Genomic DNA, 22,810 nt, shown 5'->3' on the forward strand with positions numbered 1-22,810 from the left:
CTCGTCCGCACAAATCTCATGCACAGACGGCCGATCAACAACTTGCTCGAACTACGGCAATCCGTCCCAATCAACCAAAATCAGTTGAACCTTGGACTATACTTCCAATGAACCGGACAGCCGTGGGTCAAGCCGGGGCATGACAGCGGAGGGCTTGGCACGGCCATCGTACCCCAACGCCGCCCCTTACTCCGCCAGCGCCTTCATCTCCTTGTAGAGATCGGACTTGCCTTCGAAGCCGATGCCGGGGAGATCGGGCATGGTGATGTGGCCGTTCTCGACGCGGATACCGTCGGGGAAGCCGCCGTAAGGCTGGAACAGGTCGGGATAGCTCTCATTGCCCCCTAAGCCGAGGCCGGCGGCGATGTTGAGCGACATCTGGTGGCCGCCATGCGGGATGCAGCGGCTCGGCGACCAGCCGTGGGTCTTCAACACCTCCAGCGTGCGCTGATATTCGCACAGGCCGTAGGAGAGCGCGCAGTCGAATTGCAGCCAGTCGCGGTCGGGGCGCATGCCGCCGTAGCGGATCAAATTGCGGGCGTCCTGGTGGCTGAAGAGATTCTCACCTGTCGCCATGGGGCCGGGATAGAACTCGGCGAGCGCGGCCTGCAGCGCGTAGTCGAGGGGATCGCCGACCTCCTCGTACCAGAACAAGGGATAATCGCGCAGCATCTTGGCGTAGGCGATGCCGGTCTCGAGATCGAAGCGGCCATTGGCGTCGACCGCGAGCTGCGCGTCGTTGCCGATCTCTTCCAGCACGGCCTCGATACGCTTACGGTCCTCGTCGATGTCAGCGCCGCCGATCTTCATCTTCACGACATTGTAGCCGCGGTCGAGATAGCCGCGCATCTCGCCACGCAGCATCGATAAGCCCTTGCCGGGATAGTAATAGCCGCCGGCCGCATAAACGAAGACGCGCGGATTGGCTGTGACGCCGTGGCGTTCGGCGAGCAGACGGAACAGCGGCTTGCCGGCGATCTTCGCCACCGCGTCCCACACCGCCATGTCGATGGTGCCGACCGCAACCGAGCGCTCGCCATGGCCGCCGGGCTTCTCGTTGGTCATCATCGCGGCCCAGACCCTGTCGGGATCGAGATTGTCGCCGGCGCTGTCGAGGAGCGACTTCGGATCGGCCTCGAGAATGCGCGAGGCAAAGCGCTCGCGGATCAGGCCGCCCTGCCCGTAGCGGCCGTTGGAGTTGAAGCCGTAGCCGATGACGCGCTTGCCGTCGCGGACGACGTCGGTGACGACGGCGACGAGGCTGGTCGTCATCTTGGTGAAGTCGATATAGGCGTTGCGGATCGGCGAGGAGATCGGCTTGGTGATCTCGCGGACGTCGACGATGCGGACGGACATGGGGGTGGCCTTTAGTGGTCAATAGAAACTTCGTGACTGTCTCCCCGTCATCCCGAGGTGCTCTCCGTGGGACGCATCGCGTCCCACGGAGGGCCTCGAAGGATGAACGGCCGAGGTGCAGCCGGGCCGTCGCCCTTCGAGGCTCGCCGAAGAGGCGAGCACCTCAGGGTGACGGATATGCATTTGGACGCGCCGCGCCTCTTCATTGTAATGACGGCTTCGCCGTTACTTCTTATCCCTGAAATACGGCTCGACCGGACCGTGCACCTTGATGGTCAGCGGGTTGCCGTAGCGGTCCTTGGCGTTGCCGGCGGTGACGCGGACCCAGCCTTCGCTGATGCAGTACTCCTCGACATTGGTCTTCTCGACGCCCTTGAAGCGGATGCCGACGTCGCGCGCCAGGATGTCCGCGTTGTAATAGGGGCTGTTCGGATCGACCGACAGGCGGTCGGGAAATTCGTCGCTCATGATTGTCTCGCTCACAACAGTGTTTCGATTTGCTGCCGCAACCCCTCGGGCCGGGCGGTCGGCGCATAGCGCGCGATCACCTTGCCGGCACGGTTCACCAGGAATTTGGTGAAATTCCATTTGATGGAGGCGCCCAAGAGGCCGGATTGCTGACGTTTCAGGTACTCATACAACGGATGCGCCTTCGGCCCGTTGACGTCGATCTTCTCGAACAGGGGAAAGGTGACGTCGTAATGGGTCGAGCAGAATTCCTGGATCTCGCTCGCCTGCCCCGGCTCCTGCGCACCGAACTGGTTGCAGGGAAAGCCGAGCACCGAGAAGCCACGCGGAGAGAGGTCGCGATAGAGATCCTCAAGACCGCGATATTGCGGCGTGAAGCCGCATTTGCTGGCGGTGTTGACGATCAAGAGCACCTGCCCCTCGAACCGGCGCATCGGCACCTCCTCGCCGGCGAGCGAGTTGGCCTTGAAGTCGTAGATGGCGGTCATCGCTAGCCCACGGGATCGATCGGCGACGGCGGCACGCCGCCGGCCTCGATCGCTTCGCCCGCGAGCAGGCACAGATCCTCGCGATAGCGGCCGGAGACGATGTGCACGCCGACCGGCGCCTTGCCGACGAGGCCGGTGGAGACGACGAGGCCGGGCAGGCCCATGAAGGGAATGGCGATCTGCGGCAGCTGCGCTTCCCAGACGCGCTTGAAGGATTCGTCGTCCTTGCAATCGAGATGATCGGGGAACGGCAATTCGCCGGAGACCGGCGTCAGCAGCACAGCGTATTTCTCGAAGAACAGCATCCAGTCGCGGGTGAAAGTGGCACGGCGGGTCAGCGCCTTGGCGTAGTCCGCCTGATCCATCGGCGTGACCCTGCCGCGGTTGCCGCGCAGGCAGGCCAGCGCACCGGGATCGCCTTCGCGCTCGGCCATCTCGACCTGCGCCTCATAACCGTCGCCGAGCCACAGCTTGATCTGCCACTCGACCGCCTCACGCATCGGCGGCGTGTCCTCGATGATGTCGACGGTCCAGCCGGCGCGTTCGAGGCGCTTGCCGGCATCGCTCACCGCGGCCTTCACCTCCGGCGTGGTGGCAAGGCCGCCCGGATTGAGGCAGAGCGCGGCGCGCTTCTCCCGTGCCGGGCCTTGCAGCGGCACCGGCACGAACCAGGGATCGCGGATGTCGCGGGCCGACATCGCTTCGAGCGAAATCCGCAAGTCGTTCCCCGTGCGCGCCAGCGGCCCGGCCACCGCCATGATCTGCGGGCCGATCGGGCGCTCCGGCAGCGCCGGGTTGAAGGCGGGGATGCGGCCGAGCGTCGGGCGCAGGCCGTGCACCCCGCAGGCATAGGCGGGATAGCGGATCGAGCCGGCGATGTCGGTGCCGTGAGCAATGTGGCCGATGCCGGCCGCGACCGCCGAGCCGGCGCCGCCGGAGGAGCCGCCCGGCGTCAGCGAGGCATCACGGGGGTTCCTGGTGTCGCCATGAATGAGATTGGTGGTGAACCAGCGGTAGGAGAAGGCCGGGCAATTGGTGCGGCCAAGCAGGACGGCACCCGCCTTGCGGAAATTGGCGACGACCGGATTGTCCTCGCGTGCGATCACGTCGCGCTGCAGCTTGAGGCCGTTGGTGGTGGCAAAGCCTTCCTGGTCGACATTGGCCTTGATGGTGACGGGTACGCCGGCGAGCACCCCGGGATCCTCGCCCCGCGCGATCGCGGCATCGACGGCATCGGCCTGCTTGAGCACGTCCTCCGGCCGGTGGTCGATCACGGCGTTCAGCGCGGGGTTGACCGCATCCAGGCGCGCGAGACCGGCCTTGGCGGCCTCCCTGGCGGACACCTTTTTGGACTTGACGAGGGTGGCGAGGTCGGCGGCCGACAGGCGCCAGAGATCTTGCATGGCTTGCTCCGTATGACCGGCGTCTTTTAGCGCCGGCAACGCGGCAAAGCCATGCGGATTTCGCGGGGGTGAAGGTGTTCACCTCTCCCGTAGGGAGAGGTCGGAGCGCATCGAAGATGCGATCCGGGTGAGGGGTTGCGGTTTCACTGCATGCTGCGGCCCCCCTCACCCGGATTGCTCCGCAATCCGACCTCTCCCCGTCGGGGAGAGGTGGGCACTGGGCGCTTGGCTCGCCCGTGGGCCTCAATGCTTCGTCGCCGACTGGTCCGGCAGGTCCAGCAGGGCCTCGGTGAAGGGAAACTCCAGCACGATCTCGCCGTCGGCGTCGGTCACCTCGATGACTGCCTCCAGCAGGGCCCGTTGGGTGCCTTCCGACTTCACGACTTCAAGGATCATCTGGCGCGCGACCTCCCAGGCGCGGTCGGGGTTGCGCAGGTCCTCGCCGTCAGGATCCACGATCAATTCGTCGCCGATACGGGTGTTGAAGAAATATCTGGGCATGCCTGATCCATTGGGGTCGCCTGTAGCCGAAGAGAAGCCGTCCCATACTCACAACTGGTTTATCCCGACAGGGATCACGACCTATCGGCAATTTTGCGTATGGCTTCGCTCATCTTTACGGCCGCAATGCGCTCTCTTTGCAGTGCAACAATTCTCCCAGCCTACTACCTAGGTCGGGAAAATTTCACTGGCGAACTTTTCCGCCAGCATTAGTTTAACGGGTGGGCGGATACGTCCCTAATTCCCAAGATGGAGAGCCGAAATGGCCTGGAAAGCCCCTAAGATCGTCGAAGTGCCCTGCGGCATGGAAATCAACATGTATGTGAGCGCCACCCGCAAGTAAGCGGTTGGTGAGATCGCGTTCTGCGCAGGTGGGTCTTTCGGTCACGATTCGTTTCCGGAAGACGGGATTGTGTCGGCCTGAGATCCACCTCGCGAATTCGCCTCCAGGAGACGGATCATGCTTCGCGTCGTCGTCCTGGGCGCCGGGGCCGGCGGCGGAATCCCGCAATGGAATTGCGGCTGCGAGGGCTGCCGAGCGGCCCGCAGCGGCGGCCACGAGCTTCAAAGGACCCAAGCCTCGGTCGCCTTCAGCGGCGACGGCGAGCACTGGTTCCTGATCAACGCCTCTCCCGACCTGCGGCAGCAATTGAACGCCACGCCACAGCTGCACCCGAAGGCGGGCGCGCTGCGCCACACGCCGATTGCGGGCGTGATCTTGACCAACAGCGAAGTCGATGCCGTCGCAGGCCTGCTGTCGATGCGCGAGGGCTCGCCCTTTACGGTTTATGCACACGAGAAGGTGCTGGCGATCCTCAGCACCAACAGCATCTTCAATGTGCTGAGTGAGAAGAACGTGCGGCGCCAGCCGATCGCTCTCCGCGAGCCGTTCGAGCCGCGGCTGCCGGATGGTACGCGCTCCGGCCTGGAGGTGCTGCCCTTCCCGGTGCCGGGCAAGTCGGCCTGGTATCTGGAAGGCAAGGTGCATCCGGGCGGCGAGAGCGGCGACGGCGATACGCTCGGCCTGAAGATCACCGACAAGGCCACGGGCAAGTGCTTCTACTTCATCGCGGCCTGCGCCGAGGTCACCGACGCGCTCAAGGCCGAGATCGACGGCGCCGCGCTGGTGTTCTTCGACGGCACGGTCTGGCGCGACGACGAGATGATCAGGGCCGGCCTCGGCCACAAGACCGGCAAGAGCATGGGACATGTCGCGATGTCCGGAGCCGACGGCGCCATCGCGCGGCTGGCCGACCTCAATATCGACAGGAAGCTGTTTCTGCATATCAATAACTCGAATCCGGCGCTGCTGCCCGGCTCGCCCGAGCGCAAGGCCACTGAAGAGGCGGGCTGGCAGATACCCGCGGATGGAACGGAGATCGTGCTGTGAATGCCGCATCATTGACTGGAATGACCGCGCTCTCGATCGGCAAGGATTTGAGGCTCAACTCGGCCGAGGAGCTGGAGGCAACGCTGCGCCATATCGGGGCGACGCGCTATCACAGCCTGCATCCGTTCCATAAGCTGCTGCATGGCGGCAAGCTGAACAAGGGCCAGGTGCAGGCCTGGGCGCTCAACCGCTACTATTACCAGAGCACGATCCCGATCAAGGACGCGGTGGTGATCTCGCGCTTCCGCGACCGCGCCACGCGCCTGGAATGGCGCCATCGGATCGAGGACCATGACGGCGATGTCGGCAGCGAAGGCGGCATCGAGCGCTGGCTCAAGCTGACCGAAGGGCTCGGGCTCGACACCGCTTACGTGGAATCGACCGAGGGCATCTTGCCGGCGACGCGTTTCGCGGTGGAGGCCTACGTGCACTATTGCCGCGAGAAGAGCCCGCTGGAGGCGATCGCCTCCTCGCTCACCGAGCTGTTCGCGCCAAGCATCCACGAAGAGCGCATCGCCGGCATGTTGCAGCATTACGACTTCGTCAATCCTGACATCATGAGCTACTTCAAGCGCCGCCTCACCCAGGCGCCGCGCGATGCCAATTTCGCGCTTCATTATGTCAAGACGCACGCCACGACGCCGGAGCAGCGCGCGCAGGTCTGCAATGCGCTGATCTTCAAGACCAACGTGCTGTGGGTGCAGCTCGACGCACTCCAGCACGCCTATGTCGAGGGCCACATTCCGCCGGGCGCGTTCGTGCCCAAAGCGAGCTGAAGGAGGATCGATGGCTGGGCCGCGGAACATCAGCATCAGCGAGGCAAGCCGCCCCGTGCTGCCGCGGCATGCCAAGCTGAAGTATGACGAGACCCGCAAGGTCTGGGTGATCCTGGCGCCGGAACGGGTGCTGGCGCCGGATGAGATCGCGGTCGAGGTCTTGCAGCTCTGCAACGGTGAGCGCAATGTCGGCGAGGTCGCCGATCAATTGGCGGAGAAATACGCCGCACCGCGCGAGGCGATCCTGGCCGACGTCATCGCCATGCTCCAGGACCTCGCCGACAAGGGCTTCCTGACCGAAGCCCGGGAGAAGACGTCATGAGCGACGTGCTCGGCAACATCCCGCCCGGGATCAGCGACAGCCTCGCGGTGCTGGAGAAGCAGCGCTCGACGGCGGAGACGTTCGGCATTCCGCTCGCCGTGCTGCTCGAGATCACCCATCGCTGTCCGCTGCAATGCCCCTATTGCTCCAATCCCGTCGAGCTTGACCGCTCCGGCAAGGAGCTGACCACGCAGGAGTGGAAGAAGGTGCTGAGCGAGCTTGCCGAGATCGGCGTGCTGCAGGTGCACTTCTCCGGCGGCGAGCCGACCGCGCGCAAGGACCTGGTCGAGCTGGTGAAGCATGCCAGCGACGCCGGCCTCTATACCAATCTGATCACCTCGGCGGTGCTGCTGACGCGCGAGAAGCTCAGCGAGCTCGCGGACGCCGGGCTTTGCCATGTCCAGATCAGTTTCCAGGGCGTCGAGGAAGGCCTTGCCGATCGCGTCGCCGGTTACAGGAACGCTCATCGCAAGAAGCTCGAAGTCGCGAAATGGACGCGCGAGGTCGACCTGCCGCTCACCGTCAACGCGGTGATGCACCGGCAGAACCTGCACCAGCTCCCTGATATCATCCAGATGGCGCTCGATCTCGACGCCGACCGGCTCGAGGTCGCCAATGTCCAATATTACGGCTGGGCGCTGAAGAACCGCGCCGCCTTGATGCCGACGGTAGCGCAGCTCGACGAGTGCACCCGCCTCGTCGAGGAGGCGCGCGAACGGCTGAAGGGCCGGCTGACCATCGACTATGTCGTGCCCGACTATTACGCGCTGCGGCCGAAGAAATGTATGGGCGGCTGGGGCCGGCAGTTCTTCAACATCTCGCCCGCCGGCAAGGTGCTGCCGTGCCATGCTGCCGAGAGCATCACGGGGCTCGATTTCGAATCGGTGCGCTCCAACCATTCGATCGCCTGGATCTGGCAGAATTCCGAGGCCTTCAATCGCTATCGCGGCACCGGCTGGATGAAGGAGCCGTGCAGATCTTGCGAATTCCGCGAGAGCGATTTCGGCGGCTGTCGCTGCCAGGCCTTCGCGCTGACCGGCGATGCCGCCAACACCGATCCGGCCTGCGCGCTGTCGCCGCTGCACGAGACCATCTTCAAGCAGGCCGAGCGCGAGGCCGAGGGCGAGATCAACCGCTTCCTCTATCGCAACTTCGCCGGCGGCACCCTGGAATCCGAGAATGACGCCTGACGCCGACGCGGCCGCATCTGGCAGACGCGCCGACCTCTTTGCGCCGCTGACCTCCGACATGCTCGATGTCGGCGACGGCCACGAGCTCTATGTCGAGAGCATCGGGCGCGCGGACGGAATCCCTGCGATCTATCTGCATGGCGGGCCCGGCAGCGGCTGCCAGCCCGATCATCGCCGGCTGTTCGATCCCGACCGCTTCTGCGCCGTGCTGTTCGACCAGCGCGGCTGCGGCCGCAGCCGTCCCAAGGGATCGCGCGAGCACAACACCACGGCGCACCTGATCGCGGACATGGAGACGATCCGCGAGAAGTTCGGCATCTCACGCTGGATCGTGGTCGGCGGCTCCTGGGGCGCGACGCTGGCGCTGGCTTATGCAGAAGCGCATCCCGAGCGGGTCTCGGGCATCGCGCTGCGCGCGACGTTTCTCGGCACGCGGGCCGAGGTCGAGACGGCCTTCACCTCGCGCCTGTCGGAGTTCCATCCCGCGCTGTACCAGGATTTCCTCAGCGTGCTGCCGCCCGAGGAGCGGGACCGACCGGTGGACGCCTATTGGCGCCGCATCCTCGATGCCGATCCGGCCGTGCACGGCCCGGCGGCGAAGGCCTGGCATGACACCGAGCGCACCTTGTCCGAGCACAAGCCCGCAAGGACGCGGCTCGACCTCGCCGCGCTGAACGTCTGGCGCACCTTGCCGGCGACGCCGTTCATGGAAGCGCATTATTTCGTCAACGACAGCTTCATGACCGAGAACCAGCTGCTGCGAAACGCCGGCCGGCTCGAAGGCATTCCCGGCATTATCGTGCAGGGGCGCTATGATCTGTTGTGTCCTCCCGCGACATCTCAGGCCCTTGCAAAAGTCTGGCCGGGTTCCGAGCTTCGCATCGTGGAAGAGGCCGGACATTCGCTCTATGATGGCGGCGTGAGGGACGCCGTCATGAAGTCGATTGCGGACCTTGCGTCGAAGGCCGCACGCTAATGCGCGAGAAAAGGACAACAAGAAAATGCCGCTCGCCGGGAATGGCATGCTGCTGACGTCGATGAACATCGACGTTTCAGACGAAGCCGATTTCAACCGCTGGTACGATCGCGAGCATCTGGAAGAGCGCGTCGCGATCGACGGATTCCTCGAAGCGCGGCGCTACGTCGCGCATGCTGCAAATCTCAAATATCTGTGCCTGTATTCGACCGCGACGTTAGAGGTGCTCGACAGTCCCGCCTACAAGGCACGGCTCGCGAACCCGACCGACTGGTCGCGGCAGACCATGGCGCGCTTCAAGGACATGCTGCGCGTGGTCGCGCGCATCACCATCAGCAAGGGCACCGGACGCGGGGCTGCGCTCGGCCTGGTACGGCTGCGCCCGCCCCCCGACAATGCCGCGTCCTGGCGTGATGCACTGCAAGACAGGCTGACGCCGGACAAGCGCGACGGTATCATCTCGATGCATCTGCTCGAGAGCGAGCCGGAATTGTCGGGCGCGACGGCGGAAATACCGGCGGCGCGCAACGAGGGCGCGCGCGACTGGTTCGTGCTGATCGACGGCACGCATGTCGGCGCGGTCTCCGCCGTCATCGCCGAGCGCTTCACCGGCCCGGCCGCTGCGCCCTTCCCGCTGCCCATCTCCGTCGGCACCTACTGCCTGACGTGGGACCTCGCGAAGAGCGACATCGCGCGCAGCTGAACCAGCATCCGCATCGCAACATATTGCACCGCACGCACATGGCGCGGGGGCCATTAATGCTGTGCGCGCTTGGCTCCCATGAAAGAGGGGAAGCGCGCAAATTTGCCGTTGTACTTCGGAGCGGTTCTAATAAGCTAACCCAATGACGTCATTCAGAAACCGGATCGAGGCGCAATAAGCGTCCGCCAAGCTCAAGAAAAGGCCGCGGGGTCTTTGAGCCTGCGCGGACAGGGTAGGAATGAAACCGACCGATATCGCGGCCCCCGACTACTTTCACAAAGTGGTCGATTGCCAGTGGGCCTGTCCTGCGCACACCCCGGTTCCCGAATACATCCGACTGATCGCGCAAGGCCGCTACAGCGACGCCTATATGATCAATTGGAAATCGAACGTGTTTCCCGGCATTCTGGGGCGCACCTGCGACCGTCCCTGCGAGCCGGCATGCCGCCGCGGACGCGTCGAGGACAATCCGGTTGCGATCTGCCGCCTCAAGCGCGTCGCCGCCGACTTCAAGGATGACATCAGGCAGCGCCTGCCGAAGCCCAGTCCAAAGAACGGCAAGCGCGTTGCGCTGGTCGGCGGTGGCCCCGCCTCGCTGACGGTGGCGCGCGATCTCGCGCCGCTGGGCTATCACTGCACCGTGTTCGATGCCGACCCGGAAGCGGGCGGCATGATGCGCACGCAGATCCCGAAATTCCGGCTGCCCAATTCGGTGATCGACGAGGAGACCGGCTACATCCTGGGTCTCGGTGTCGACTTCAAGGGCGGCCATCGCATCGAGAGCATGAAGTCGCTGCTGGCGGAGAAATACGACGCGATCTTCGTCGGCTCCGGCGCGCCGCGCGGACGCGAGCTCGACATTCCCGGCCGGAAAGAGGCCGCCGCGAACATCCATATCGGCATCGAATGGCTGGCCAACGTGTCGTTCGGCCATGTCGACAAGATCGGAAAGCGCGTGATCGTGCTCGGCGGCGGCAACACCGCGATGGATTGCTGCCGCACCGCGCGCCGGCTCGGCGGCGAGAGCGTCAAGGTGATCGTCCGCTCCGGCTTCGAGGAGATGAAGGCATCGCCCTGGGAGAAGGAGGACGCGATTCACGAGGACATCCCGATCCTGAACTACATGGTCCCGGTGGCCTTCAAGCACGTCGCCGGCAAGCTGATCGGCGTCACTTTCCAGAAGGTGAAGGCCGAATACGATGCCAAGGGCCGGCGCAACCTGGTGCCGTCGGGCGAGCCCGACGAGACGATCACCTGCGACGACGTGCTGGTCGCGGTCGGCCAGGAGAACGCCTTCCCCTGGATTGAGCAGGATTGCGGCATCGAGTTTGACAAATGGCACATGCCCAAGGTCGACCCCAAGACCTTCGCCTCGACCAACCCGAAAGTGTTCTTCGGGGGCGACGCCGCCTTCGGGCCGAAGAACATCATCTGGGCGGTCGCACACGGCCATGACGCCGCGCTGTCGATCCACAAGATGCTCTCGGGCGAAGACATCACCGAACGTCCGCTGCCGGAGGTGCAAATCTCCTCGCAGAAGATGGGCATCCATGAATGGAGCTATGACAACGACATCTCCAACGACAAGCGCTTCAAGGTGCCGCATCGCGACAAGGTCGTTGCGCTGAAGGACATCCGCGCCGAGGTCGAGCTCGGCTATGACGTCAAGCTCGCACTGGGCGAAGCCGAGCGCTGCCTGAACTGCGACGTGCAGACGGTGTTCTCGACCTCGCTATGCATCGAGTGCGACGCCTGTGCCGACATCTGCCCGATGGACTGCATCACCTTCACGGGCAACGGCGAGGAAAGCGATTTGCGCCAGCGCCTGAAGGCGCCTTCGGCCCATCCGGACCAGGATCTCTACGTCTCCTCGGATCTCAAGACCGGGCGCGTGATGGTGAAGGACGAGGACGTCTGCCTGCATTGCGGGCTATGCGCCGAGCGTTGTCCCACCGGGGCCTGGGACATGCAGAAATACTTCATCGACATGACTCACGCAGGTTCGACATGCCCGACAAAAAGCCGATCAGCAGCGTAAACGACTTCGTCGTCCGCTTCGCCAACGTCAACGGCTCGGGCTCGGCCAGCGCCAACGAGATGTTCGCACGCGCGATCCTGCGCCATGGCGTTCCGGTGAGCCCGCGCAACATCTTCCCGTCCAACATCCAGGGCCTGCCGACCTGGTACGAGGTGCGGGTGACGGAAGAAGGCCATCTCGGCGCCCGCGGCGGCGTCGACATGATGGTGGCGATGAACCCGCAGACCTGGGACAAGGACGTCGCCGGCATCGAGCCCGGCGGCTACCTGTTCTACGATTCCACCAAGCCGATGCCGTCGACCAAGTTCCGCGACGACATCACCGTGATCGGCGTGCCACTCACCGCGATCACCAACTCCACCTATACCGATCCACGCCAGCGCCAGTTGTTCAAGAACATCATCTATCTGGGCAGCCTCAGTGCGTTGCTCGACATGGATCCGAGGCTGATCGAGCAGCTGATCGGCGAGCAGTACAAGGGCAAGGAGAAGCTGCTCTCCTCCAACGTCCACGCGCTGCATCTCGGCCGCGACTGGGCGCTGCAGAATTTGAAATGCCCGATCGGGCTCAGGGTGAAGAAGTCCGACAAGGTCGGCGACCGCATCTTCATCGAGGGCAACAGCGCCGCCGCGCTCGGCGCCGTCTATGGCGGCGCCACGGTGTGCGCCTGGTATCCGATCACGCCGTCCTCGTCGGTGGCGGAGGCCTTCACCGCCCACTGCAAGAAGTACCGGCACGACCCTGAAACGGGCAAGGCGAAATACGCGATCGTGCAGGGCGAGGACGAGCTGGCTTCGATCGGTATCGTCATCGGCGCCTCCTGGAACGGCGCCCGCGCTTTCACCGCGACCTCCGGCCCCGGCATCTCGCTGATGACCGAGTTCATCGGCCTCTCGTACTTTGCCGAGATTCCGGCCGTGATCATGAACATCCAGCGCGCCGGCCCTTCCACGGGCATGCCGACCCGCACCCAGCAATGCGACATCATCGCCTGCGCCTATGCTTCGCACGGCGACACCAAGCACGTGCTGCTGTTCCCGGAAGACCCGGCCGAAGCCTTCGAATTCGCGGCTGCCGCCTTCGATCTCGCCGAGCGTCTCCAGACCACGATCTTCCTGATGCTCGATCTCGACATCGGCATGAACCACCGGCTCTGCCGTCCACTGAAGTGGGACGACGCAAGGCAATATGACCGCGGCAAGATCATGACGGCGGAGATGCTGGAAGAGGGCCGCGACTTCGGCCGCTATCTCGACGTCGACGGCGACGGCATCCCCTACCGCACCTATCCCGGCACGCATCCGACCAAGGGTTCCTACTTCACCCGCGGCACTTCGCGTGATCGCTATGCGCGCTATTCCGAGGAAGGCACGGTCTATGCCGACAACATGCAGCGCCTGGTGCGCAAGTTCGAGACCGCGCAGGACCTGGTACCGCGGCCGCTGCAGGCCAATGCGGAACGGCCGACCAAATATGGCGTGATCTATTTCGGCTCGACCTCGCCGGCGATGGACGAGGCGATCGGACTTTTGGAGGCGCGCGGGCATCAGCTCGATCGCCTGCGCATCCGTGCCTTCCCGTTCCATTCGAGCGTGGCGAGCTTCCTCGCCGAGCACGACTTCGTCTACGTCGTCGAGCAGAACCGCGACAGCCAGCTGCGCCAGCTCATCGTCAACGAGAACGGCATCGATCCCGTCCGGCTCGTTCCGATCGTGCATTACGACGGCACGCCGATCACCGCCCGTTTCATCGCCAAAGCCATTGGCGACCACCAGGACCACCTCAAGGTGACCCCGCTCCGCAAGGCCGTGTCATGACCTACATTGCTAAGCCGAAATTCCATCATCCGGGCCTGAAGAAGAACGCGCTCGGCTACACGCATCGCGACTACGAGGGCAAGATCTCGACGCTGTGCGCGGGCTGTGGCCACGATTCGATCACGGCCTCGATCATCGAAGCCTGCTACGAGCTCTCGATCGAGCCGCACCGGGTGGCAAAAATCTCCGGCATCGGCTGCTCGTCGAAGACGCCGGACTATTTCCTCGGCAATTCGCACGGCTTCAACTCCGTGCACGGCCGCATGCCATCCGTGCTCACCGGCGCCAACCTTGCCAACCGCGATCTGATCTATCTCGGCGTTTCCGGCGACGGCGATTCCGCCTCGATCGGCTTCGGTCAGTTCGCGCATTCGATCCGGCGCGGCGTCAACATGACCTACATCGTCGAGAACAACGGCGTCTACGGCCTGACCAAGGGCCAGTTCTCGGCAACCGCCGACCGCGGCTCGAAGAGCAAGAAGGGCGTCACCAACACCGACAACGCCATCGACCTCGTCGCCATCGCGCTGCAGCTGGGCGCAACCTTCGTGGCGCGCTCGTTCTCCGGCGACAAGAGCCAACTGGTGCCGCTGATCGCGGCCGCGATCGGCCACAAGGGCGCATCCTTCATCGACGTCATCAGCCCCTGCATCGCCTTCAACAACCACGCCGGCTCGACCAAGAGCTTCGACTATGTCCGCGAGCACAACGACGCGGTGAACCGGCTCGACGTGCTGGTCGGCCGCGATCCGATCGCGGTGGACTATGCGCCCGGCACGGTGCAGGTGGTCGAGCAGCATGACGGCAGCAAGATCGCGCTGCGCAAGATCGACGCCGACTACGATCCGCATGACCGGTTAGGGGCTCAGACCTTCCTCGCGCGGCACGCCGCCAAGGGTCAGATCGTCACCGGCCTGCTCTATGTCGACCCCGACGCCGAAGACCTGCACGAGCATCTCAACACGGTCGAAACCCCGCTCAACACGCTGGAAGCGGACACGCTGTGCCCGGGCTCGGCGGTGCTGGACAAGATCAACGCCAGCCTGCGCTGATCAACGGCGCCGCACTGGACCGGGCTGCCTGACCCGTACGGTGATCTTCTCGGACGCGACCGGCGGATCGAAGGGATAGTGCTTCGCATCGCCCAGCACCAGTTGCAGCGTGTGCGTGCCGGGCGGAAGCTCGAGAAACGTCTCGGTTTGCCCTGCTCCGAAATGCAGATGGGACTTGTCCTGCGGGATCGGTTCCTTGATATCGATGGGCTCGTTGACGTCGACCAGCAAATGATGATGACCGGCGTTCTGGTAGTCATCGCCGGCATGCGTCACGCCCATGTTGCGCAGACCGAACCGGACCCAGAACCCGCCACGGATCTTCTGTCCCTCCTGCGGAGTGATGAAATAGAGCTTTGCGTCTTTGGGAGCGGCCTTGCCCTGAGGGCACGCAGCGCTTGGCAGCAACGCGAGCGCCGCCGCCAGCGCGGCGCAGCGAATGATTCTCATCAAACCTACTCCAGCTCTAAAGCGCGATGCGATCAGGATGAATCGTCATCGCGCTTTAGGTTATCGCTTGAGCATGATCTTTTCGGAAAACCGCTGCACACTTTTCCGGATCATGCCTTAGGGACTGAGCGCGACGCGGAATCCATGCGTGGGGTAACGGACATTGGTATCATAGCCGTCGCGGTTGGACGTCCGAACATATCTCGAATCGTTCTTCCAGGAGCCCGAGCGCAGCACGTGCGATGAGCAGTCGCCGCCGGACCATGCCGAGCCGTCGACCGGCGCACCCTGATAATTCTTGTGCCAGCAATCCTCGACCCATTGGTCGACGCCGCCGCCCATGTCGTGGAGTCCGAATGGATTGGGCTTGAAGCTGCCTACCTTCGCCGGTTGCTCGGCCGCGAGGTCGCCGCAATCCTTGCATCCGGCCATGCCCGGCTGCAGCTTGTCGCCCCACCAATACTTGGTTTGCGTACCGCCGCGGGCCGCATATTCCCATTCAGCCTCGCTCGGAAGCCGGTATCGCTTCTTCGTCGCCTGCGACAGGAAGGCGGCGTATTGCTGCGCGTCAGTCCAGCTCACATTGCTGACCGGCGCATCGTCCTTGCCGATCGCGGTGAAAGAGCACGCGTTTGCAGCGGCGCATTCGTTCCACTCCCGCACCGTCACCGGATATTTTCCGATCGAGAACGGCTTGATCGTGACCTGGTGGACGGGACGCTCGGTCGGATCGTCGTTGCTCCCCATCGCGAAACTGCCGCCGCGAATGGCGATCATTTCGGGCTCGCGCACCGCTGGCGCCGATGGACTGGATGCCGGGGATGGTGAAGGCGATGCTGCGGGCGATGGCGTCGTTGTGGGCAACGGAGAAACCGCGGGTGCGGCTTGCGGCGCCGGTACCGCCGGGCTCGGTAACGACGGAACGGATTGCGGCGTCGGCGAAGCTGACGGCGCCACGATCGGAGGAGCGGCAGCCTGTTGCTCCACCCGGCTGCGGTGCTGCACCAGCACGTACCAAAGCACGTAGCCGGCAATCACCAGCAACGTCGTGATCAGAAGAAACAGCAGGACGCTCTCGCGCCGGCTTCTTGTCCTGCCGACCGCATCTGCATCCGGCAGCACGCGATAGACGCGCACGGGATCGGTGATGTTCTTGACCTTGCGGTCGCCGAGCGACTCATAGCCGCACACGATCTTGTGCTTGATCTGCTCGTAGATCGCGCCGGAGATGTAGACCTGTCCCGGCTCCGCGATGCCCTCGATACGCGTCGCGATGTTGACGCCGTCACCATAGATGTCGTCCGGCTCCACGATGACGTCGCCGAGATTGACGCCAATCCGATATTCGAGCCGGGAATGCCTGGGAACCGAGGCGTTGCGACCGACGAGATTTTGCTGGATGACGATGCTGCATCGAACGGCCTCCACGGGACTGTCGAAAATGGCGATGAAGCCGTCGCCGGTCGTCTTCACCAAGCTTCCATGGTGTTCGATGATGCTGGGCTGGATGAGATCCCGCTCGATCCGTTTGACGCGCACATGCGTGCCTTCCTCGTCGGCCTGCATCAACCGGCTGTAGGAGGCGATGTCGCCGACGATGATCGCGGCGAGACGACGAGGCATTCCGCTGTGCGGCGGCGGCTCATCCTGATTTCCGGATCTGAAGTTGCGAATTTCGCCCATGCGGGGGACTCCACAAACTTGCAAGGCAGCCCCAGCCTACGACAGCCAAAGGCGGTCGTCTGTGAAGGCTACCACATTGACGAACCGAGACAATGTTGCAGCGATCGCCGGCGTCGGGTTCCGGAGAATCGGGGCGTCACACCCATTGAACCTTATTGATCGCAGCCATGACTAAGGAGGCCGCTGGCCCGTATCCCCCGCACGGTGGCCGCACGCGCGACATGCGGAGGTTGAACGCGCTGCACTTGGCTCGCGTCTAACAGACAGCAGCACTGCTGTGCTGCGGTGAAACTATCGCGCCCGAGGCCGTCATGAAGCTCTCTGTCATTGCCGCCCTGACTTTCGCTGCGCTGATCAGCGCCGCCCATGCCGACGAGGCCGACAAGGTCCGGGAGACCACAAAGGCCGAAGCCGACGCCTTCAACGCGCGCCTCTATGCGGGCACGCTCACCGACAAGGCCTACGCCTGCTTCGTCCGTCGCTACGATGCCGAGCATCTGGCGCGGCATCCCAAGCAGAAGGTGGCATCCATGAAGCTGCTGGTCTCCGCGGAAACCGACAAGGAAGACAAGCAGCTGCACAATTCCTTCCGCCTGGGCTTCCGCTATCGGCATCGCTCCGGCGATTTCGACTCCAGTGGCTCGTGCGGCAGCCATGCCGTGCTGCTCAGCGAGGGGGACGAGGTCCGCATGGGCTGCGGCGTCGACTGCGAAGGCGGCGGCATCGAAGTGGCGCTGTCCAAGGACAACAAGTCGGCGATCATCCGCCTCGTGCAGATCCGGGTCTGGCAGAACAACAAGCCGGACGACGAGGCCGAGCAAGCGCTGGTCGCCGGCGCCGACGACAAGATCTTCCGCCTCGATCGCACCGACAACAGCGAGTGCGCCTCGCTCGTGACGGACCGCAAGGAACTCGCCGCACTGCGCCACAAGTGATATCTGTCGCGCGAGCTCAGTCCGTCGAAGGAGACTGCCCATGAACCGCCGGAACATCTTGTGGAGCGCCGTCTCGGCCCTGGGCGCGGCGCTTGGCGCCTCCGGCGCAAAAGCCGCGACCGATGCCGGCGCGAGCAGCAAGCTGAAGGTCGTCTATCATCTCAGCGACGCCGAGAAGGTCAATTTCGTGCTCGGCAACATCCAGAACCACATCGACGGCGTCGGCGGGCCCGAGCATGTGACGATCGCGCTGGTGATCCACGGCCCGGCGCTGAAGGCGTTTCACTCGGCTCAGGCCAGCCCCGACATCAGCAAGCGCGTCGGCGATTTCTCCAAGGACGGCGTCGAGCTTGCCGCCTGCGGCAACACGATGAAGGCGCAGAACGTCACGCTGAAGGAGCTGCTGCCGGGCTTCGTCAGCGCCGAGAAAGGCGGCGTGGTGCGTTTGGCCGAGCTGCAGTCGCAGGGGTATTTTTATTTGCGGCCGTAGCAGCCGGGAAATCGGTGCGCTCCCTCCCCCGCCTGCGGGGGAGGGTCGGGGAGAGGGTGTCTCCGCAACGGGATAGTCCCCTAGAGGAAAGAGCCCTCACCCGGCGCGCGGGACGATGCTTCGCATCGCCCGGGACGCGCCGACCTCTCCCGCAAGCGGGAGAGGTGTCCCAAGCCGCTTGACTCATCCATAACCCCACAGTTATGAGTACATCCATAACTTCCCAGTTATGGATCTTTCATGTCCGCCGCACCCGATCTCCTGTTCAGGACGCTCGCCGACCCGACGCGGCGGGCGATCTTCGAGCGGCTGTGCCGCGAGGGGGAGCAGACCGTCGGGGCGCTGACTGCGCGATCCGGAGTGTCCCAGCCGGCGGTCTCAAAGCATCTCGGCGCCTTGAAGCAGGCTGGCCTGGTGCGCGACCGCCATGAAGGACGCCAGACCCACTACAGCGCGCGGCCCGGTGCGCTCAATCCGCTGATCGACTGGACCGGCCGGATGGCCGGGTTCTGGCAGAAGAGGCTCGACGCCCTCGACGATCTCCTGAAGAGGATGGACCAATGAACGAACCTGCCGGGACTCGAACCGTCGTCATCGAGCGCGAATTTGCCTTTCCGGCTGAACGGATCTGGCGCGCGCTGACGCAGCCGCATCTGATCGAGGAATGGCTGATGAAGAACGACTTCAAGCCGACCGTCGGCCATCGCTTCAACCTGCGCGGCGAATGGGGCGGCGTGCTGGATTGCGAGGTGCTCACCATCGAGCCGCAGAAGACGCTCGCCTACACCTGGAATTTCTCGCACGAGGACGCCGCCTTCGATCTCAAGAGCGTGGTGACCTTCACGCTGACGCCGACGGGCGCGGGCACGCATCTGCGCGTCGAGCAGGCGGGCTTCAGCCCGACGCAGAAGCAGGCCTTTGGCGGCGCGCATGCCGGCTGGAAGCAGTTTTTGGCCAAGCTGGACGAAGTACTGGCGCGGCCGGATTGAGCCAGCCATGTCGATCATTGCAGAGGAGGTCCCGTTGAAGATGTGGATTCGACAAATCCATCGCTGGCTGTCCATCGCCTTTACTCTCGCGGTCATCGCGAACATCGTCGCCATGACGATGCAGCTCGATGCCGCCTGGATCGGCTTCCTGGCGCTCGTCCCGCTGATCCCGCTGCTTGCGACCGGGCTCTATCTGTTCGCGCTGCCTTACCTTGGCCGGCGTAGCGGTGCTCACAGCGAGGCCAGGTCATGACGAAAGCGGCGGCGGCGAAGAAAAGCAGCGCGAAGGCGGCGGACGGGGCCTCGCCCTCCAAGCTGATCGACGGCCGGATCAAGGAGCTCGGCGACTGGCGCGGCGAGATGCTGGCGCGGATCCGCGGCCTGATTAGGGAAGCCGACCCTGATGTCGTCGAGGAATGGAAATGGCGCGGCGTTCCCGTGTGGGAGCACGACGGCATCATCTGCACCGGCGAGACCTACAAGGAAGTGGTGAAGCTGACCTTTGCCAGGGGCGCGGCGCTGCAGGATCCCGCGGGCCTGTTCAACTCCAGCCTCGACGGCAACGTGCGGCGTGCGATCGATATTCGCGAAGGCGAGAAGATCAACGAGAAGGCGCTGAAGGCGCTGATCCGCGCGGCGGTGGGGCTGAATGCGTCGAAGGCGAAGAAGAAGCCGGCGAAGCGGTCCGCATAGCGATGCAGCAACGAACGTCTTTCCTTCTCCCCTTGTGGGAGAAGGTGGCATAGGCGGCCTGCAGCCGCCGTTCTTCAGAACGCCGAAGCAGAGCTTCGGCTATGGCGCCGGATGAGGGGTCTCTATCGGCAGGGAAGGTGTGGAGAGATACCCCTCACCCCAGTGAGCTTGTGCCTGCCAGCGTCGCTGCCCTCTCCCACAAGGGGCGAGGGCACATCAACGCGCATTTCGCCTTTTTGCCGGTAAGCCGCCTCACGCCACCGCCGCCGGTATCGGGCGCGGGCTCACGACATATTCGCGCAGGACCTTGTCGTTGGCGTCAACCTCGATCAGCGCGACGTCGTAGGTCCAGAGATCGGCGAGATGCTGCAGCACGCGCTTGGCGTCGGTCTCGTTGAGCTGCGAGCCCTTGATGACGTGGTGATGCAGGATCAGGCGGCGGTCGCCGGAGAGATCGACGTCGACCACCTCGATATTGGCGTCGATGAAGCCGACGTCGTGCTGCCGCGCCAGCTCGCGGCGGACGCGGCGGAAGCCGCGCTCGTCATGGATGGCATCGACCCGGATGCCGGCGCGCTCCTCGGGATCGTCGTGCAGGTGGAACATGCGGAAGTGCCGCATCAACCTGGGACTCAGGAACTGACCGATGAAGCTCTCGTCGCGATAATTGGCCCAGACGTCGCGCAGCACGCCCATGACGTCGTTCCTGCCGGCGATGTCGGGGAACCACTCGCGGTCCTCGTCTTGCGGCCTGGTGACGATGCGCTCGATGTCCTGCATCACGGCAAAGCCGAGCGCGTAAGGATTGAAGCCGGAGAAGCGGGGGTCGTCGAATTCGGGCTGGAACACCACGTTGGTGTGCGATCCCAGGAATTCGAGGAAGTTGCCGTCGCTGATGCGACCCTGCTCGTGCAGCTTGGTCATGATGCGATAGTGGACGTAGGTCGCCGTCCCCTCGTTCATCACCTTGGTCTGGCTCTGCGGATAGAAATATTGCGCGATGTGGCGGACGATGCGCAAGAGCTCGCGCTGCCAGGGCGCCAGCCGCGGCGCGCTCTTCTCCAGGAAATAGAGCAAATTCTCCTGCGGCAGGCCGAGCAGCTTGCGGCGGCGCTCGATGCTGAGCGCGGACCGGCTCTTGGTCGCGCCCTTGGGAACTGTACGCCAGAGATCGTTGAAGACCTCCTCCTCGTGCTGGCGGCGGCGCCCTGCCCGCTTCTCCTCGGCGCGCAGATCGAGCTTCTTCTTGCCGGGATAACGGTCGATGCCGTGCGACATCAGCGCATGCGCGGCATCGAGCGTGCGCTCGACCTCGATGCGGCCGTAGCGATCCTCGCATTGCATGACGTAGTTCTTGGCGAAGTCGAGATAGTCCAGGATGCCGTCGGCGTCGGTCCACTGCTTGAACAGATAATTGTTCTTGAAGAAATGGTTGTGGCCGAAGGCGGCATGCGCGATCACCAGCGTCTGCATCGTCGCCGTGTTCTCCTCCATCAGATAGGAGATGCAGGGCGAGGAGTTGATCACGATCTCATAGGCGAGCCCCATCAGGCCCTTGCGGTAGGACGCCTCATGGAACGCGAAGTGCTTGCCGAACGACCAGTGCTTGTAGAACAAGGGCATGCCGACCGACGAATAGGCGTCCAGCATCTGCTCGGCAGTGATGACCTCGATCTGGTTCGGATAGACGTCGAGCCCGAGATCCTTCAACGCCACCTCCTCGCAGGCATCGGTGATGCGCTGCAAGGTGTGAAAATCCCAATCGGCGCCTTCGAACAATCGTTCCGTCATGGAGCGGTCTTCTCCTGGGCAGTTTCGCGGCGCTGGAACAGGTCGTGGAACACCGGAAAGATCTCGCTGCGCTCCGAGACCTTGCGCATCGAGAGCGGTGCGCCGCTGCTGCGCAGGCGCTCATAGAGGGTCCAGAGCGAGGAGTCGGAGAGATCGAAGGCGCTGCCGCCGGATTCCCCGACCTCGAGATAGGCGAAGAACTGGCAGATCGGCAGGATCTTGTCGGTCAGCAGCAGCCCTGTGAGCTCGCCGTCGGAGTAGGAATTGTCACCGTCGGAGGCTTGCGCGGCGTAGATGTTCCAGTCCGACGGGTTGAAGCGCTCGCGCACGATCTCGTGCATCGCCTGCAGCGCGCTGGAAACCAGCGTGCCGCCCGAGGCCGGACCGTAGAAGAAGGTCTGCTCGTCCACCTCCTCGGCGCGATCGGTGTGGCGGATGAAGACGATCTCGACGTGCTTGTAGCGCCGCTTCAGGAACACGTAGAGCAGCATGTAGAAGCGCTTGGCGAGATCCTTCATGTGCTCGGACATCGAGCCGGAGACGTCCATCAGGCAGAACATCACGGCCTGCGCGACGGGCTTCGGCACCGTCTCGAAGCGCCGGTAGCGGATGTCGAGCGGGTCGATGAAGGGAATGCGCTTGGATTTCGCCTTCAACCTTTCGAGCTGAGCGACCAGCTCCGCGCGCTCGTCCTCGTCCGTGCATGCTTCGACCGCGGCTTCCAGCTCGTCGATCTCCTCCTTGCGGGGACGCTTGAGCGCGATGCGGCGCGCCAGCGCGAGCTTCACCGTCCGGCTCACCGAGATGTTGGCCGGCGAGCCCGACGTGGTGTAGCCGGCGCGCTGGATGCCCTCGCTCTCGGTCTGCGCGATCTTGCGCTTGGCGAGATCCGGAAGCTCGAGGTCGTCGAGGAAGAGATCGACGAACTCGTCACGGCTCAGCACGAAGCGGAAGGCGTCCTCGCTGTCGCCTTCGCCGGGGCCGGAATCCTTGGCGCTGCCCTGGCCGGAGCGCTGGAGATAGTCGCCCTCGACGAATTTCTTGTTGCCGGGCAGGACCATGTCCCGCGTTCCGCCCTCGCGGCGGAACCGCGGCTCGTGCATGCCGTCGAGCGGGATCGTGACCTCACCCCCCTCCAGGACGTCCTTGATGTCGCGTTCCTGCGAGGTCTTCTTGACGGCGCCCTGCACCAGGGATTTGGCCCGACGCAAGAACCGCTGGCGGTTCTCAAGACTCTTGCCGCCTGGATTCAGGCGCCTGTCAATGATGTGAATGGGCACTTTTCCATCCGCCTCCCAT

Annotated in this window: 25 protein-coding genes; 16 read left to right on the forward strand and 9 right to left on the reverse strand. The window is 64.1% G+C overall.

Annotated elements, in window-relative coordinates:
• Positions 1 to 186 precede the first annotated feature (186 nt).
• The 5 genes from tarD to CVM73_RS10530 all read right to left on the reverse strand — a co-directional run bounded on the left by tarD (position 187) and on the right by CVM73_RS10530 (position 4,216).
• Entirely contained in the window at positions 187 to 1,356 is a 1,170-nt protein-coding gene (gene tarD, locus CVM73_RS10510) for a D(-)-tartrate dehydratase (protein WP_100231940.1), read from the reverse strand.
• Between the two features lie 225 nt (positions 1,357 to 1,581).
• A complete protein-coding gene (locus CVM73_RS10515) occupies positions 1,582 to 1,824 on the reverse strand; it encodes a DUF3297 family protein (protein ID WP_167406761.1) in 243 nt (80 codons plus the stop codon).
• Between the two features lie 11 nt (positions 1,825 to 1,835).
• Positions 1,836 to 2,312, reverse strand: a complete 477-nt coding sequence (locus CVM73_RS10520; RefSeq protein WP_100231942.1) for a glutathione peroxidase — start codon at positions 2,310 to 2,312, stop codon at positions 1,836 to 1,838.
• Between the two features lie 2 nt (positions 2,313 to 2,314).
• Positions 2,315 to 3,715, reverse strand: coding sequence for an amidase family protein (locus CVM73_RS10525; protein ID WP_100231943.1), 1,401 nt, complete (start codon positions 3,713 to 3,715; stop codon positions 2,315 to 2,317).
• A gap of 243 nt (positions 3,716 to 3,958) precedes the next feature.
• A complete protein-coding gene (locus CVM73_RS10530; protein WP_027572690.1) occupies positions 3,959 to 4,216 on the reverse strand; it encodes a DUF6894 family protein in 258 nt (85 codons plus the stop codon).
• Positions 4,217 to 4,478: 262 nt separating this feature from the next.
• Between CVM73_RS10530 and pqqA the strand changes: the two genes are divergently transcribed.
• The 10 genes from pqqA (at position 4,479) to CVM73_RS10580 (ending at position 14,480) form a co-directional block, all read left to right on the forward strand.
• Entirely contained in the window at positions 4,479 to 4,559 is an 81-nt protein-coding gene (gene pqqA, locus CVM73_RS10535; RefSeq protein ID WP_007595659.1) for a pyrroloquinoline quinone precursor peptide PqqA, read from the forward strand.
• 117 nt (positions 4,560 to 4,676) lie between these two features.
• Positions 4,677 to 5,606 (forward strand): pyrroloquinoline quinone biosynthesis protein PqqB, encoded by a 930-nt coding sequence (gene pqqB, locus CVM73_RS10540; RefSeq protein WP_100231944.1) that lies wholly within the window; start codon positions 4,677 to 4,679, stop codon positions 5,604 to 5,606.
• A gap of 20 nt (positions 5,607 to 5,626) precedes the next feature.
• The gene (pqqC, locus tag CVM73_RS10545; protein WP_249139850.1) at positions 5,627 to 6,382 is read left to right on the forward strand and encodes a pyrroloquinoline-quinone synthase PqqC; all 756 of its coding nucleotides are present in this window, start codon (positions 5,627 to 5,629) and stop codon (positions 6,380 to 6,382) included.
• A 10-nt stretch (positions 6,383 to 6,392) separates the two neighbouring features.
• Positions 6,393 to 6,704, forward strand: coding sequence for a pyrroloquinoline quinone biosynthesis peptide chaperone PqqD (pqqD, locus tag CVM73_RS10550; RefSeq protein ID WP_100231946.1), 312 nt, complete (start codon positions 6,393 to 6,395; stop codon positions 6,702 to 6,704).
• Positions 6,701 to 7,894, forward strand: a complete 1,194-nt coding sequence (pqqE, locus tag CVM73_RS10555; RefSeq protein ID WP_100231947.1) for a pyrroloquinoline quinone biosynthesis protein PqqE — start codon at positions 6,701 to 6,703, stop codon at positions 7,892 to 7,894. The genes pqqD and pqqE overlap by 4 nt, the downstream gene beginning before the upstream one ends.
• On the forward strand, positions 7,884 to 8,870 hold the full coding sequence (gene pip / locus CVM73_RS10560; RefSeq protein WP_100231948.1) for a prolyl aminopeptidase: 987 nt from the start codon (positions 7,884 to 7,886) through the stop codon (positions 8,868 to 8,870). The genes pqqE and pip overlap by 11 nt, the downstream gene beginning before the upstream one ends.
• Positions 8,871 to 8,895: 25 nt before the next feature.
• A complete protein-coding gene (locus CVM73_RS10565) occupies positions 8,896 to 9,573 on the forward strand; it encodes a DUF4286 family protein (protein WP_100231949.1) in 678 nt (225 codons plus the stop codon).
• A 238-nt stretch (positions 9,574 to 9,811) separates the two neighbouring features.
• Positions 9,812 to 11,611 (forward strand): FAD-dependent oxidoreductase, encoded by a 1,800-nt coding sequence (locus CVM73_RS10570; protein WP_100231950.1) that lies wholly within the window; start codon positions 9,812 to 9,814, stop codon positions 11,609 to 11,611.
• Positions 11,581 to 13,428, forward strand: a complete 1,848-nt coding sequence (locus CVM73_RS10575; RefSeq protein ID WP_167406762.1) for a 2-oxoacid:acceptor oxidoreductase subunit alpha — start codon at positions 11,581 to 11,583, stop codon at positions 13,426 to 13,428. The genes CVM73_RS10570 and CVM73_RS10575 overlap by 31 nt, the downstream gene beginning before the upstream one ends.
• Positions 13,425 to 14,480 (forward strand): 2-oxoacid:ferredoxin oxidoreductase subunit beta, encoded by a 1,056-nt coding sequence (locus CVM73_RS10580; protein ID WP_100231952.1) that lies wholly within the window; start codon positions 13,425 to 13,427, stop codon positions 14,478 to 14,480. The genes CVM73_RS10575 and CVM73_RS10580 overlap by 4 nt, the downstream gene beginning before the upstream one ends.
• Here the strand turns inward: CVM73_RS10580 and CVM73_RS10585 are convergent, their stop codons facing one another.
• Together CVM73_RS10585 and CVM73_RS10590 are read right to left on the reverse strand one after the other, a co-directional pair.
• On the reverse strand, positions 14,481 to 14,930 hold the full coding sequence (locus CVM73_RS10585) for a DUF4399 domain-containing protein (RefSeq protein ID WP_100231953.1): 450 nt from the start codon (positions 14,928 to 14,930) through the stop codon (positions 14,481 to 14,483).
• A 117-nt stretch (positions 14,931 to 15,047) separates the two neighbouring features.
• Complete coding sequence (locus CVM73_RS10590; RefSeq protein ID WP_100231954.1) at positions 15,048 to 16,613, reverse strand: SUMF1/EgtB/PvdO family nonheme iron enzyme; 1,566 nt, start codon at positions 16,611 to 16,613, stop codon at positions 15,048 to 15,050.
• A 311-nt stretch (positions 16,614 to 16,924) separates the two neighbouring features.
• On the opposite strand from CVM73_RS10590, the gene CVM73_RS10595 reads away from it, so the two are divergent.
• The 6 genes from CVM73_RS10595 to CVM73_RS10620 all read left to right on the forward strand — a co-directional run bounded on the left by CVM73_RS10595 (position 16,925) and on the right by CVM73_RS10620 (position 19,720).
• Positions 16,925 to 17,548 (forward strand): hypothetical protein, encoded by a 624-nt coding sequence (locus CVM73_RS10595; protein ID WP_100231955.1) that lies wholly within the window; start codon positions 16,925 to 16,927, stop codon positions 17,546 to 17,548.
• A gap of 40 nt (positions 17,549 to 17,588) precedes the next feature.
• Positions 17,589 to 18,038 (forward strand): DsrE family protein, encoded by a 450-nt coding sequence (locus tag CVM73_RS10600; protein WP_100231956.1) that lies wholly within the window; start codon positions 17,589 to 17,591, stop codon positions 18,036 to 18,038.
• A gap of 240 nt (positions 18,039 to 18,278) precedes the next feature.
• Positions 18,279 to 18,602: an ArsR/SmtB family transcription factor gene (locus CVM73_RS10605; RefSeq protein WP_100231957.1), complete on the forward strand. Its 324-nt coding sequence runs from the start codon at positions 18,279 to 18,281 to the stop codon at positions 18,600 to 18,602.
• The gene (locus CVM73_RS10610) at positions 18,599 to 19,027 is read left to right on the forward strand and encodes an SRPBCC family protein (RefSeq protein ID WP_100231958.1); all 429 of its coding nucleotides are present in this window, start codon (positions 18,599 to 18,601) and stop codon (positions 19,025 to 19,027) included. Before CVM73_RS10605 ends, CVM73_RS10610 begins: the two co-directional genes overlap by 4 nt.
• Positions 19,028 to 19,067: 40 nt before the next feature.
• Positions 19,068 to 19,280, forward strand: a complete 213-nt coding sequence (locus CVM73_RS10615; protein WP_100232150.1) for a hypothetical protein — start codon at positions 19,068 to 19,070, stop codon at positions 19,278 to 19,280.
• On the forward strand, positions 19,277 to 19,720 hold the full coding sequence (locus CVM73_RS10620; protein WP_100231959.1) for a DUF1801 domain-containing protein: 444 nt from the start codon (positions 19,277 to 19,279) through the stop codon (positions 19,718 to 19,720). Before CVM73_RS10615 ends, CVM73_RS10620 begins: the two co-directional genes overlap by 4 nt.
• Before the next feature lie 252 nt (positions 19,721 to 19,972).
• On the opposite strand, the gene CVM73_RS10625 is transcribed toward CVM73_RS10620, so the two are convergent.
• Together CVM73_RS10625 and CVM73_RS10630 are read right to left on the reverse strand one after the other, a co-directional pair.
• Positions 19,973 to 21,511, reverse strand: coding sequence for a SpoVR family protein (locus CVM73_RS10625; protein ID WP_100231960.1), 1,539 nt, complete (start codon positions 21,509 to 21,511; stop codon positions 19,973 to 19,975).
• On the reverse strand, positions 21,508 to 22,785 hold the full coding sequence (locus CVM73_RS10630) for a YeaH/YhbH family protein (protein ID WP_208639193.1): 1,278 nt from the start codon (positions 22,783 to 22,785) through the stop codon (positions 21,508 to 21,510). Before CVM73_RS10630 ends, CVM73_RS10625 begins: the two co-directional genes overlap by 4 nt.
• Positions 22,786 to 22,810: the final 25 nt, after the last annotated feature.

The organism is Bradyrhizobium forestalis (assembly GCF_002795245.1).
Lineage (GTDB): Bacteria > Pseudomonadota > Alphaproteobacteria > Rhizobiales > Xanthobacteraceae > Bradyrhizobium > Bradyrhizobium forestalis.